This is a genomic window from Azospirillum halopraeferens DSM 3675, assembly GCF_000429625.1.
GTDB lineage: Bacteria > Pseudomonadota > Alphaproteobacteria > Azospirillales > Azospirillaceae > Azospirillum > Azospirillum halopraeferens.
Genome location: NZ_AUCF01000001.1, coordinates 435,538 through 448,160, shown reverse-complemented (window position 1 = coordinate 448,160; position 12,623 = coordinate 435,538). Strand labels below are relative to the sequence as shown.

The 12,623-nt window shown below is 69.4% G+C and carries 14 protein-coding genes; 6 read left to right on the top strand and 8 right to left on the bottom strand.

Annotation, left to right across the window (positions count from 1 at the left end; genetic code table 11):
- The first annotated feature begins 91 nt into the window (after positions 1 to 91).
- Positions 92 to 1,513, top strand: a complete 1,422-nt coding sequence (locus G472_RS0102175) for a hypothetical protein (protein ID WP_156926958.1) — start codon at positions 92 to 94, stop codon at positions 1,511 to 1,513.
- 59 nt (positions 1,514 to 1,572) lie between these two features.
- Here the strand turns inward: G472_RS0102175 and grxD are convergent, their stop codons facing one another.
- From grxD to purQ, 4 genes are all read right to left on the bottom strand, one after another.
- Positions 1,573 to 1,911 carry a Grx4 family monothiol glutaredoxin gene (grxD, locus tag G472_RS0102170; protein ID WP_029007053.1) on the bottom strand — a complete coding sequence of 113 codons (339 nt, stop codon included), beginning with the start codon at positions 1,909 to 1,911 and terminating at the stop codon, positions 1,573 to 1,575.
- A gap of 40 nt (positions 1,912 to 1,951) precedes the next feature.
- Positions 1,952 to 2,191: a BolA family protein gene (locus G472_RS0102165; protein ID WP_029007052.1), complete on the bottom strand. Its 240-nt coding sequence runs from the start codon at positions 2,189 to 2,191 to the stop codon at positions 1,952 to 1,954.
- Positions 2,192 to 2,310: 119 nt separating this feature from the next.
- Positions 2,311 to 4,524: a phosphoribosylformylglycinamidine synthase subunit PurL gene (purL, locus tag G472_RS0102160; protein WP_029007051.1), complete on the bottom strand. Its 2,214-nt coding sequence runs from the start codon at positions 4,522 to 4,524 to the stop codon at positions 2,311 to 2,313.
- A complete protein-coding gene (purQ, locus tag G472_RS0102155) occupies positions 4,521 to 5,210 on the bottom strand; it encodes a phosphoribosylformylglycinamidine synthase subunit PurQ (protein ID WP_029007050.1) in 690 nt (229 codons plus the stop codon). Before purQ ends, purL begins: the two co-directional genes overlap by 4 nt.
- 145 nt (positions 5,211 to 5,355) lie before the next feature.
- On the opposite strand from purQ, the gene G472_RS36680 reads away from it, so the two are divergent.
- On the top strand, positions 5,356 to 7,083 hold the full coding sequence (locus G472_RS36680) for a tetratricopeptide repeat protein (protein WP_051340176.1): 1,728 nt from the start codon (positions 5,356 to 5,358) through the stop codon (positions 7,081 to 7,083).
- On the opposite strand, the gene G472_RS30780 is transcribed toward G472_RS36680, so the two are convergent.
- Genes G472_RS30780 through purC form a run of 3 tightly spaced genes read right to left on the bottom strand, consistent with a single transcriptional unit; the run spans position 7,070 to position 8,748 of the window.
- Positions 7,070 to 7,696, bottom strand: coding sequence for a DNA-3-methyladenine glycosylase family protein (locus G472_RS30780; protein ID WP_035690681.1), 627 nt, complete (start codon positions 7,694 to 7,696; stop codon positions 7,070 to 7,072). The two genes, G472_RS36680 and G472_RS30780, sit on opposite strands and share 14 nt — an antisense overlap.
- Positions 7,697 to 7,717: 21 nt before the next feature.
- Positions 7,718 to 7,960 (bottom strand): phosphoribosylformylglycinamidine synthase subunit PurS, encoded by a 243-nt coding sequence (gene purS / locus G472_RS0102140; protein ID WP_029007049.1) that lies wholly within the window; start codon positions 7,958 to 7,960, stop codon positions 7,718 to 7,720.
- A 23-nt stretch (positions 7,961 to 7,983) separates the two neighbouring features.
- The gene (purC, locus tag G472_RS0102135) at positions 7,984 to 8,748 is read right to left on the bottom strand and encodes a phosphoribosylaminoimidazolesuccinocarboxamide synthase (protein ID WP_029007048.1); all 765 of its coding nucleotides are present in this window, start codon (positions 8,746 to 8,748) and stop codon (positions 7,984 to 7,986) included.
- 268 nt (positions 8,749 to 9,016) lie between these two features.
- Here purC and G472_RS0102130 point away from each other — a divergent pair, with 268 nt between their 5' ends.
- The 3 genes from G472_RS0102130 (at position 9,017) to G472_RS30775 (ending at position 11,376) form a co-directional block, all read left to right on the top strand.
- The gene (locus tag G472_RS0102130) at positions 9,017 to 10,291 is read left to right on the top strand and encodes an OmpP1/FadL family transporter (protein WP_029007047.1); all 1,275 of its coding nucleotides are present in this window, start codon (positions 9,017 to 9,019) and stop codon (positions 10,289 to 10,291) included.
- A 120-nt stretch (positions 10,292 to 10,411) separates the two neighbouring features.
- A complete protein-coding gene (gene dsrE2, locus G472_RS0102125; protein WP_029007046.1) occupies positions 10,412 to 10,909 on the top strand; it encodes a sulfur carrier protein DsrE2 in 498 nt (165 codons plus the stop codon).
- Between the two features lie 134 nt (positions 10,910 to 11,043).
- On the top strand, positions 11,044 to 11,376 hold the full coding sequence (locus tag G472_RS30775) for a ribbon-helix-helix domain-containing protein (RefSeq protein WP_211100125.1): 333 nt from the start codon (positions 11,044 to 11,046) through the stop codon (positions 11,374 to 11,376).
- On the opposite strand, the gene G472_RS0102115 is transcribed toward G472_RS30775, so the two are convergent.
- Positions 11,360 to 12,130, bottom strand: a complete 771-nt coding sequence (locus tag G472_RS0102115; protein ID WP_029007045.1) for an NRDE family protein — start codon at positions 12,128 to 12,130, stop codon at positions 11,360 to 11,362. The genes G472_RS30775 and G472_RS0102115 overlap by 17 nt on opposite strands.
- Positions 12,131 to 12,280: 150 nt before the next feature.
- On the opposite strand from G472_RS0102115, the gene G472_RS0102110 reads away from it, so the two are divergent.
- Positions 12,281 to 12,601 (top strand): DUF1476 domain-containing protein, encoded by a 321-nt coding sequence (locus tag G472_RS0102110; protein WP_029007044.1) that lies wholly within the window; start codon positions 12,281 to 12,283, stop codon positions 12,599 to 12,601.
- The last annotated feature ends 22 nt before the right edge of the window (positions 12,602 to 12,623 follow it).

The window sequence follows — 12,623 nt, the reverse complement described above, 5'->3', positions numbered from 1 at the left end:
ATGCCCGCTTCCGGGGCGCGAGCGCCTCTTCCGTCGGCGCGACACGCGTGGCACCATCCGCCGCCTCGCGTGATCTCCGGCTGCCCCCTCCATGCGTCGATTGCTGTCCGAAGCCCTGGTTCTGTATCCGGCGGCGGCCCTGGTCGCTGTGCTTGTCATGGCCGGAGTCTTCGCGGCGGGGTGGGCCGCCGCCCTCGTCGACCGCGGGGCGATCGTCGACCGGCTGAGCACCGCTGCAGACGCCGGTGTCTTCGCCCGCACCATCGACCAGCCGTTCGGCGGTGACCGGCCGATCCCGCTGTTCTCGGGCAACGACTGCCGGGTTCTGGCCAGCCTCATCCTGCCCTACCCGGACGCGGCGGCGGAGGCCGTCACCAACCTGATGCCGGTGGAGGTTCCCCTGAAGAGCCCGCCCCCGGACAACGGCATCCCCCGGCCGCCCTGTCTGCGCCTGATGGAGATCCTCGATACCGCCGACCGCGGAACCGTCGAAACCTATGCGTACCACCGCTACATCCTGGGACAGCGGACGGTGGCCCGGGTGCTGGCGACCGTCGTATCCCCGCAGACCCTGGGATGGCTGACCCTGGGCGGGGCGGTCGCCCTGCTGCTGGCGATCCCGGCGGTGGCGGCGTGGCGGCTGCTCCGGGGCGCGGCGAGCCGCCGCGACCTCGCGTTCACCGGACTGGCTGCGGCGTTGCTGCTGTTCTACGGGTTGCCGGTCTATGGCCGGTACTTCACCTTCGGCCTTCCCGACATGGTCATCGCCGGGATGCTGGTCGCCGGCTACCTCGTTCCGCTGGGGCGGGTCGGGCAGGGCGGGTTCCTGGTGGCGGTGGCGGTATTCGGGGTGCTGACCGCGGTGTTCGAGTTCCTGACCGGCGGCATTCCCCTGGGCCTGGCCCTGCTGCTCGCCCTCATCGCGCTGGGGGAGGCACCCGATGCCGGCACCGTGTTGCGGCGGGCCGTCCATGCGGTGGCGGTGTTCTGCATCGCCGTGGTCACCGCCCTGGCGGTGAAGGTGCTGGTCGTGGTGGCGGTGTTCGGGACCCACGAACTGGCGGTGCTTTTCGCCGCGCTGGACGTGCGGATGAGCGACCGCTTTCTCTACAGCCTGTCCCGCTGGGACGTGATGCGCGCCGAGGCCGCCGGGTTCGACCTGACCACGGTGGAGCGGGGCTGGGTGCAGCCGGTGCTGTTCATGGGTTTCCGGCTGCTGGACGAATCCTTCCGCATTGCCTTCGGCTCACCGGTTCTGGGGCAGGCGGTCATCGTCGGGGGTGCGGCGGCGGCTCCGCTGCTGATCGTCGCGACGCTGTGGCGCGGAGGGATGGCCGTGCGGGCCGAAGCCGTGGTGCTCGGCGCGTCGTTGCTTGTGCCGATCGTCTGGTATCTCGCCTTCCTGAACCACACCATCCTGCACGCGGTCTGGATGGTGCGGCCGCTGGTGTGGTTCCCCGCCCTGGCGCTGGTCCTTGCGATACGTCTGCCGCCAAGCCGCCGGGCAGGCTGACCCTGCAATGGGAAAGGGCCCCGCCTTCCGACGGGGCCCTCAACGACGGAAAGGCGTGATCAGGCCGCCCGGCCGTGGGCGACGCCCTTTTCGGTGAGGTGCTGCTGCAGCTCGCCCGACTCGAACATCTCGCGAACGATGTCGCAGCCGCCCACCAGCTCGCCCTTGACGTAGAGCTGCGGGAAGGTCGGCCAGTTGGAGAACTCCTTCAGGCCCTGGCGCAGGCCGGGGTCCTGGAGGATGTCGACACCCTTGAACTTGACGCCGACCTGGCTCAGCACCTGGACGACGGCGGCGGAAAAGCCGCACTGAGGGAACACCGGGGAACCCTTCATGTAGAGCACGACGTCGTTGTTTTCGATGTCGTTGCGAATGCGCTCGGCGACGGTCTGGTCCATCTCTTCCATCCTCTGCTGTCCCGCGGCACGGGACGAACGTTCACGCGTTGTCGGGCACGGCGGTGGTCAGCGCAAGGGCGTGCAATTCACCCCCCATGCGGCCCTGGAGCGCGGCATAGACCATCTGGTGCTGCTGCACGCGCGTCTTCCCCTTGAAGGTGGCCGACGTCACCAGCGCGGCGTAGTGGTCGCCGTCGCCGCGCAGATCCTCGATCTGGACCACCGCGTCCGGAATGCCTTCCTTGATCAGCTTCTCGATCTCTGTGGCTTCCATGGCCATGGTCGTCGTCCTTGTCCGGTTCCGTGTGTCTTCCGCCCCGCGCGGGCTCGACCGAAATACTTAGTCGCGCCGGTCGTATTTGTCACCGGGCGCGCGACGGCATCGCGCGCCCGGCAGTCTCACTCGGCCGGGCCACCTGCCATGTAGGCCGGCAGCCAACCCTCGTTGGCCCGCTTCAGGCGCGCGATGGGAATGGCGTCGGTGTCACTGCGCCCCGTCAACGCCGTGCCCCGCGTGTGGCCGAGAACGGTGAGCGGCACGCCGGCGGCCGCGGCGCGCTCCTGCACCGCCGAGGCGGTGTCGGGAGGCACGGCCAGGACGTAGCGGGCCTGATCCTCGCCGAACAGCACGCCGGCGTCGGCACCGTCCAGGCCGGTGAGGTGGGCGCCGATGCCGCCGGCCATGGCCATCTCCGCCACCGCCACCAACAGGCCGCCGTCCGACACGTCGTGGCAGGCAACCACCAGCCCGTCGCGGATCAGGCCGCGCACGAGATCGCCGTTGCGCCGCTCCACCTTCAGGTCGACCGGTGGCGGCGGGCCGTCCTCGCGGCCGAGGATCTCGCGCAGGTACAGCGACTGGCCCAGATGCCCCTTGGTCTCGCCGACCAGGAGGATCGTGTCGCCTTCGTTGCGGAAGGCCAGGCCGACCGCCGTCATCACGTCCGGCAGCAGGCCGACGCCGCCGATGGCGGGGGTGGGCAGGATCGCCTCGCCGTTGGTTTCGTTGTACAGGCTGACGTTGCCCGACACGACGGGGAAGTCCAGCGCCCGGCAGGCTTCACCCATGCCCTGGATGGCGCCGACGAACTGGCCCATGATCCGCGGCTTCTCGGGGTTGCCGAAGTTCATGTTGTCGGTGACGGCCAGCGGCAGAGCGCCCACCGCGGTCAGGTTGCGCCACGCCTCGGCCACCGCCTGGGCGCCGCCGCGCACCGGGTCGGCCAGGCAGTAGCGCGGCGTGCAGTCGGTGGTCACCGCCACCGCCTTGCTCTGCCCCGGCAGGCGGACCACGCCGGCGTCGGCCTGGCCGGACATGAAGCGGGTGTCGCCGCCCACCAGACTGTCGTACTGCTCCCAGATCCAGCGCTTGGACGCCAGGTCGGGGCAGGACATCAGCGTCTCCAGCACGTCGCCCAGCGGCCGGGCGGGCAGGGCGCGCACGTCGGGCTCCAGCTCGGGCCGGGGCGGGGTCGGCTCCCACGGGCGTTCATAGACGGGCGAGGCGTTGGACACCGGCGCGATCGGCATGTCGCACCAGGTCTGCCCGTGCATCCGGATGACCAGCCGCCCGGTGTCGGTGAGGTGGCCGATGACCGCGAAGTCCAGCTCCCACTTCTCGAAGATGGCGCGCGCCTGGTCCTCGCGGCCCGGCTTCAGGATGATCAGCATGCGCTCCTGGCTTTCGGAGAGCATGATCTCGTACGGCGTCATCCCCTCTTCGCGCATCGGCACGTCGTCGAGCGTCAGCTCGATGCCCAGCCCGCCCTTACCGGCCATCTCGACCGACGAGGAGGTGAGGCCGGCCGCGCCCATGTCCTGGATGGCGACGATGGCGTCGGTGGCCATCAGTTCCAGGCACGCCTCGATCAGCAGCTTTTCGGTGAAGGGGTCGCCGACCTGGACGGTGGGACGCTTCTCTTCCGAATCCTCGGTGAACTCGGCCGAGGCCATGGTGGCGCCGTGGATGCCGTCGCGCCCCGTTTTGGACCCGACATAGACCACCGGGTTGCCGATGCCGGCGGCTGCCGAATAGAAGATCCGGTCGGCCCTGGCGACGCCCACGGTCATGGCGTTGACCAGGATGTTGCCGTTGTAGGCGGGGTGGAAGTTGGTCTCGCCGCCGACGGTCGGCACGCCGACGCAGTTGCCGTAGCCGCCGATGCCGGCCACCACGCCCGACACCAGGTGGCGGGTCTTCGGATGGTCGGGAGAGCCGAACCGCAGGGCGTTCAGGTTGGCGATGGGGCGCGCGCCCATGGTGAAGACGTCGCGCAGAATGCCGCCCACGCCGGTCGCCGCGCCCTGGTAGGGCTCGATGAAGGACGGGTGGTTGTGGCTCTCCATCTTGAAGATGATGGCGTCGCCGTCGCCGAAATCGACCACGCCGGCGTTCTCGCCGGGGCCGCAGATGACCTGCGGGCCTTCGGTCGGCAGCGTCGTCAGCCACACTTTCGACGACTTGTAGGAGCAGTGCTCCGACCACATCACGGAGATGATGCCGAGTTCGGTGAAGGTCGGCTCGCGGCCCAGGATCTCCAGGGCGCGGGCGTATTCCTCCTTGGTCAGGCCGTGTTCGGCCGCCAGTTCGGGGGTGACCTTGGGCTCGCTCACGACAGGGCCTCCACCAGACCGTCGAACAGGGGCTTGCCGTCCAGGCAGCCGTGCAGGGGCACCACCGCGTCCTCGGGGTGGGGCATCAGTCCCAGCACCGTCTTCTTTTCATTGAAGACGCCGGCGATGGCGCGGACCGAGCCGTTCGGGTTGTGGAGCGGGTCGTCCTCGCCGGCGTCGCCGACGTAGCGGAAGGCCACCCGGCCGTCGCCCTCCAGGCGCTTCACCGTCTCGGCGTCGGCCCAGTAGTTGCCGTCGTGGTGCGCCACCGGGTAGCGCACGATCTGCCCCTTGCGGTATTTGGCCGTGAAGGCGCTGTCGGTGTTCTCCACCCGCAGGGTCACGGTGCGGCAGATGAACTTCAGCCCGGCGTTGCGCATCAGCGCGCCGGGCAGCAGCCCCGCCTCGGTGACGATCTGGAAGCCGTTGCAGATGCCCAGCACCCGCACGCCCTGATCGGCCCGCGCCTTCACCTCGCGCATGATGGGCGAGTGGGCGGCCATCGCGCCGGCGCGCAGGTAATCGCCATAGGAGAAGCCGCCGGGCACGACGATCAGGTCGACCTTGGGCAGTTCGGTGTCGCGGTGCCAGACCTCGTACGGTCGGGTCCCGGAGGCGGCCTCCAGCGCGGCGACGGCGTCGCGCTCGCGGTTGGAGCCGGGGAACAGGATGACGGCAGCCTTCATGGGGCGCGGATTCGCTCACGAGCCAGGGGACGCTATGGCGCGGACACTAGAGACAGCAGGCGCGTAAGGCAAGGGGTAGGGGAGTCTGGCGGGCCGCCGGCCCCCATGCTAATCCGGAGCGATCGGACGGCAAGGCGAGGCGGGCATGGCCACGGTCGGGGAAGCGCTGGCGCTGGCGGTCGAACACCACGGGGCCGGGCGGTTTGCCGAGGCCGGGGAACTCTACCGGCGAATCCTCGACGCCGTGCCCGGCCAGCCGCTGGCGCTCCATTACCTGGGCGTGCTGCACGCCCAGTGCGGCCGGGCGGAGCGGGCGGTGGTGCTGATCCGCCGGGCGGTGGCGGTCGACCCCGCGGTGGCCGACAGCCACGCGAACCTCGCCGGCGCCCTGCGCGCCTGCGGCCGGGCGGCGGAGGCGGTGGCGCCGCTGGCGCGCGCGGCGCGGCTTGCCGGCACCGACGCCCGGCGCTGGTCGGAGCTGGGGGTGGCTCTGCGCGGTACCGGCGAGGCGGCAGGGGCCCGCCGCGCCCTGGCGGCGGCCGTCGCCCTGGATCCGGCGGAGCCGCAGACCTGGCACACGCTGGGTCTTGCCGCGGAGGAGTCGGGCGACCGGCGCGCTGCCGCCGATGCCCACGCCCGCGCCGGCGCCCTTGATCCCGGTCTGCTGTCGTCGCGCCTGGCCGAGGCCGGGCTGCGCGCCGGGCTGGGGCAGGCGGAGCGGGCGGAGCGGGTGCTCGACGCCCTGATCGCCGATGCGCCGGACCTGGCGCCCGCCCGCTTCAACCGCGCCGCCCTGCTCCAGGACCGTGGCCGGCGGAGCGCGGCGGAGGCCGGGTTCCGCGCGGCGCTGTGCCTCGACCCGGCGGACGCCGACGCGTGGCATGCCCTGGCCGGCCTGGACCGGGAGGCGGTGCGGCTGGCGCGGGCGGTTGCCCGCTGCCGCCGCGCGCTGGTCCTGCGGCCCCTGTTCGAGGCGGCCCGGCTCGACCTGCGGTTTCTGATGAGCCGGGACGTGCCGGCCTGGCATTTCACCATGCTGGCGGACGAGGTGCGCAACGACGCCTACCGCCGGGCCATCGAGAAGGCGGTCACCCCCGGCTGCCGGGTGCTGGAGATCGGCACCGGGGCCGGGCTGCTGGCGCTGTTCGCCGCCCGTGCCGGGGCGGGCGAGGTGCACACGTGCGAAGTGTCGGCGGCGCTGGCGGCGGTGGCGCGGGGCGTCGTCGCCGACAACGGCTACGCCGACCGGATCACCGTCCACCACAAGCGCTCCGCCGACCTGCGCCCCGGCATCGACCTGCCCGGCCGGGCCGACGTGCTGGTGTCCGAGATCCTGGACGCCGGCCTGCTGGGCGAAGGGCACGCGCCCAGCGTCCGCCACGCCGTCGCCGAACTGCTGAAGCCCGGGGGACGGGTGATTCCGGCCGCGGCCACCGTCCACCTGGTCGCCATCGAGGCGCCGGCGGCTGCAGCCACCCAGCCGATTCGCACCGTCTGCGGGTTCGACCTGTCGCGGCTGGAGGCGTACCGCAACCCTTCCTATGCCGCCCTGTCCCTCACCGACCTGCCGCACCGGCGCCTGACGGACGCGGTGCCGGTGGCGCGCATCGACCTGGCCGACCCGCCGCTTCCCGGCCCCATGGGGCGGGCCGTCCTCACCGCCGGGGCCGCGGGCACCGTGCACGCCGTGGCCTTCTGGTACGATCTGCACGTGGACGCGGAGATCACCGTGTCCACCGGGCCGGACGGGGGATGCCGGCACTGGCTTCAGGCCGTCCAGTTCCTGGAAGCCCCGGTGACGGTCACAGCCGGGCAGGCCCTTGCCGCGGAGATGCGCTACGTGGCGGGGCGCCTGACGGTCAGCGTCGCCTGACGGTTCCGGCGGCGGCGCGGCGGTTCTGCAAGGCCACATAATGGTGCCACACCAGGCGCGCGGCGAGGCTGCGGTGGGGGCGCCAGGGCTCGGCGACCGCCACCAGGGCGGCGCGGTCCGGGCGCTCGGCCCAGCCCTTGAGGCGCTGCACCCCCAGCGCGATGGCCAGATCGTCCACCGGCCAGACGTCGGGACGGTCCAGCGCCGACATCAGATAAATCTCGGCGCTCCACCGGCCGATCCCCTTCAGGGCCGTCAGGGCGGCGATGGCGGGTTCGTCGTCCATGGCCTGGATGGCGGCCATGTCGAGGCCGCCCGACGCGACGGTGCGGGCGATGCCGCGGGCGTAGCCGATCTTCTGCGCGGAGAAGCCGCACGCCCGCAGCGTGTCGTCATCCAGCGCCAGGAAACCGTCGGGGGTGACCGGGTCGAGGCGGGACAGCAGCTTTTCCCACAGCGTCAGGGCGACACGGGTGGAAAGCTGCTGTTCCATGATGATGCGCACCAGACCGGGGAACCCGGCCGGGCGGGAGAAATCGGCCACGTCCGGCCCGCCGACGCGCAGGCACTCGGCGAAGATCGGGTCGATCCCGATCAGGTGGTCGACGGACACGGGCGCCGGCGCGGCGGTGGTTCAGGCCACCAGTTCGATCGCGTAGTCTTCGATCACCGTGTTGGCCAGCAGCTTGTTGCACATGGCCTCCACCTCGGTGCGGGCGGAGTCGGCGTCAGTCGCCTTGAGGTCGAGTTCGATGACCTTGCCGGCGCGGACGTTGCCGACGCCGTCGAAGCCGAGCGTGTGCAGGGCATGCTCGATCGCCTTGCCCTGGGGATCGAGTACGCCGCGCTTCAGGGTGACGTGAACCTTGGCCTTCATGGATTCGCTGCTTTCCTGATGAATCACTGGATGGTCTTGGGGGCCTTGACGTCGACGGGACCGCCCTCGGGCAGGATGCCAAGGCGGCGGGCGACCTCCTGATAGGCCTCCTCCACCTTGCCGAGATCCTGGCGGAAGCGGTCCTTGTCCAGCTTCTCGTTGGTCTTGATGTCCCACAGACGGCAATTGTCGGGGCTGATCTCGTCGGCGAGGACGATGCGCATCTCCTCGTTCTCCCACAGCCGGCCGAACTCCAGCTTGAAGTCCACCAGGCGCAGGCCGATGCCGAGGAACAGGCCGGACAGGTAGTCGTTCACCCGCAGGCTGAGCGCCACCATGTCGTCCAGGTCCTGGGGAGCCGCCCAGCCGAAGGCGGTGATGTGCTCCTCCGAGACCATGGGATTTCCGAGTTCCTCGGACTTGTAATAATACTCGACGATGGAACGCGGCAGGGCCGTTCCCTCGGGGATGCCGAATCGCTTGGACAGCGACCCGGCGGCAACGTTGCGGACCACCACCTCGATGGGGATGATCTCCACCTCGCGGATGAGCTGTTCGCGCATGTTCAGGCGGCGCACGAAGTGGGTCGGCACGCCGATCTCGCCCAGACGGGTCATCAGATACTCGGAAATGCGGTTGTTCAGCACTCCCTTGCCGGTGATGACGCCTTTCTTCTGGTTGTTGAACGCGGTGGCATCGTCCTTGAAGTACTGCACCAACGTGCCCGGCTCCGGTCCTTCGAAAAGAACCTTGGCCTTGCCTTCATAGATGCGCCGGCGTCTGCTCATGTGTGGTCGTCCGAAACTACAGCGGACCGGCCCCGGCTGGGACCGGCCCGGTCAATGTGCGGAAGAGTGATATAGCAAGCCGTTCCGGCGAACACAATGAGAGCGGCCGCCCACAGCCCGCCGCCCCGCGGCCCGCCCGGAAATGCGCATACGCCCTGCGCCGTAGTTCAATTGTACTACCAAGCAATCTGCAGCGCGAACTAGCGTCCGGGAAAACCGGTCACAACCGGTCCGTCCAATGGGGGGCAAACCCGGGAGGAAATGCTGCATGACGCGTTTTATCGGACGCCTGGCGATGGCTGCGGCCGTTGCGGGCGGTGTTGCCTGCGCCGCCGGGCCGGCGGCGGCCACGAACGGATCCTTTGCGCATGGCTATGGCACGTCCGCCAAGGCCATGGCGGGGGCCGGTGTGACGATGGGCGACGGTCCCATCGCCTCCGCCCAGAACCCGGCCATCGGCCATAAGGTCGGCAACGTCGCCGGCCTGTGCCTGACCTTGTTCATGCCCTATCGTGAGGTCGAGTTCAGCGACAACGGCATGATGTCGCCGCTGCCCGTCGGCACCGTCGAGAGCCGGCGCAATCTGTTCCCGATCCTGTGCGGCGGTGCCAACGTCGCGGTCGATGAGGACACGACGCTGGGCGTTGCGGTGTTCGGCAACGGCGGCATGAACACCGATTACGGCACCAACCTTTACAACGCTTTCGGCCAGGGCATGATCGCCGCCACCGCTCCCACCGGGGTCGACATGGCGCAGGCGTTCGTGGCGTTCAACGTCGCGCACCGGCTGAACGACCGGTTCACCGTCGGTGTCGCCCCGACCTTCGCCGTCCAGCGCTTCAAAGCCTATGGGCTGGAGCCGTTCACGGCCCTGTCGCTGTCGCCCGGTGACGTCACCGACAACGGCTATTCGTGGTCGTACGGCGGCGGATTCAAGCTGGGGGCGCTGTGGGACCCGGCGGATTGGCTGACGGTGGGCCTGTCCTACCAGTCACGCATGTGGATGACGACATTCGACGGGTACCGCGGCCTGTTCGCCGAGGGCGGCGACTTCGACATTCCCGCGTGGTTCTCGGCCGGTGTCGCCGTCCGCCCCGTTCCGGAACTGGCCGTCCTTCTGGAATGGAAGCGGATCTTCTACGGCAGCGTCAAATCCATCGCCAACTCCGGCGCGCCGCCGTTCGGCCCGCTGGGCGCATCGGACGGGGCCGGTTTCGGCTGGGACGACATGGACGTCTTCATGGTCGGCCTGCAATGGCGGGCCGGCGACGATCTCGTTCTGCGCGCCGGTGCCAGCCGGTCGACGGTGTTTGCCGCGGGCGATCAGGTGCTGCTGAACGTCCTCGCCCCGGCGACGGTGCGCACGCACCTGTCCGCCGGATTCGGCTACCGGCTGACGCCGCACTGGACAGTCAGCGGGTCCTACACCTACGCCCTGCCCGAGGAGCGCAGCGGCACCACGCCGGGCCTCATGATGGGACAGTCCGCGACGCTGCGGATGGAGCAGCACGAGCTTGTGCTTGGCCTGTCATACCATTGGTGACGGGCACAATCCCGCCTCGCCGTACAAGAATACTACCAGCCCCCACCGCCACAACATTAGCGTTGTCTGATCATAACGGACGAAACGCCGCCGCTGCGACGGCATGCCAAGGAATTGACAATGACCGATAGCACCGATAACGCCAAGCGCATGACCATCATCGTCACCAAGGGGACGCTGGACTGGGCCTATCCGCCGTTCATCCTGGCCGCCACGGCGGCGGCCATGGATGTGGACGTGACGCTGTTCTTCACCTTCTACGGCCTGGCCCTGCTGAAGAAGGACATGGACCTGAAGGTGTCGCCTCTGGGCAATCCGGCCATGGAGATGCCGATGATGGGCGGGCACGTCGCCATGCCATCGATGGTGGCCATGCTGCCGGGCGTCACCGCGATGGCGTCGGGCATGATGAAGAACCTGATCAGGAAGAAAGGCGTGGCGAGCGTCGAAAGTCTGCGGCAGGACTGCGTCGATGCCGGCGTGCGCATGATCGCCTGCCAGATGACCCTCGACCTGTTCGAGTACAAGCGCGAGGATCTGATCGACGGTCTGGTGTTCGCCGGCGCCGGCACCTACATCGGCGCCGCGCTGGAATCCCACGTCAATCTGTACATCTGAAACGACATCCTCACATCTGAAACGACGTCCTCACCGGGGGCGGGGCCGTGCGACACCTTCACCAGTCTTTCCTAATATGATAGGCTGTACGGATTGTAGGGTTATCCGACCCTGCCTCGGACCGGAGATCGGCCATGTCCAGCGCCCTTGCGGCGGATCGAACGGGGAGTGCGGCGGCATTCGCGCCGGGAGACAGCCCGCTGGCGCGCATGCTGAGCCTCTGCAACATGAACCAGACGCCGGAGTACGTGCCGGAGAAGCGCTCCATCCGCATACATGGCCATTCCACCACCCTGCGGCTGGAGCGCGCGTTCTGGTCCACCCTGGAACTGATCGCGGAGGAGGAGGGCTCCACCGTGGCCGGCCTGGTCACCCGCATTCACGACCATTGCCTGTTCGCCAACGACAAGAACCTGGCGTCGTGCCTGCGGGTGGTCTGCCTGAAATACGTCAACCTGACGGGTTGACCGCACGCCAGGGCGATTCGTGCGGCCGGCCGGCCGCGAAATGCCAGACGGGGGCCGGGTCGGGGTTGTCGACCGACGGCAGGGCGATGAGCGCGCCGGACGAGGTGCCGAAGCCCGAGGGCAGGAGGAAGTCCATCGCCCCCCTGGCGCTGTCGCCCTCCCAGATGCGGCTGCCCAGCAGGGCCGGCCAGCCGCCCCAGTCCACGGTGCCGGTGGCGTCCGGGCCGGGCGGCACGGCAGCGCGGAACAGCGGCAGGTACAGGCGGATGCGCGGGTCGGCCTCGTCGTCCGGGTCTACGGCGGTCACCATGTGCAGCCCCTCGCCCAGGGTGGCGACGGCCGGCCGGTGTTGCGGGGTGTCGCCGCGGTGCATCACCACATAGGCGTCGCGGTTGTCGGCGATCAGCAGGTTGAACGGCCGGTAGGCGCGCGTGTCGAGGCCGGCCAGCGCCATGGCCGCCTCGGCCGCGTCGGCGTGGTCGAGAGCCTCCAGCACGAGTTCACCGCGGGACCGCTTGCCGGCCAGCGGTCCCAGGGTCCCGGTGCGGTTGAGAACCGCGGCGACGACCCCCTCGTCGTTCAGTCCGAGCCATGAACCGCCGGCCAGTTCGTCCAGGCCCGCCACCACGTTGGGGCGGTCGGCCCAATGGCGACCCGGCGGTTTCCAGGGGCGGTCCGCCATTTCGTCGCGGTTGGCGCCGAGAACGACGGGATACGGCGCATCGGGGCGCCGCAGGATTATGACGCTGCACATGAATCCTTGCCTTTCCGCTCCTCTCCCGGTATTTCGCGGCTCGCCGATTTCGCCCATCCGGCGGCGCGGCAGGGTCGTGACGTCTGCCGATGTCGCGGCTATATAAGCTGTATCTGGGAGCGCCAACCAAGCCAAGGAGTCCGGTCCGTCATGACCACGTTCGACGAACGCGAAAGGGCATTCGAGAACAAGTACCAGCACGATCAGGAGCTGCTGTTCCGAATCAGGGCCCGTCGCGACAAGCTGGCCGGGCTGTGGGCGGCGGGCCTCCTCGGCCTCAACGGTGCCGATGCGGATGCCTACGCGCGCCAGATCATCGATGCCGATTTCGGCACGGCCGGTCCGCACGACATCCGCGACCGCCTGCTGAAGGACCTGAAGGACCGTGGCGTCGACATCTCCGAACATCGGATCGAAAAGGAAATGGACGCGCTGCTGGCAGCCGCCCGCGAACAGGTCATTACGGAGTAGGGCGCTCGAGTCGCTCCGGAAT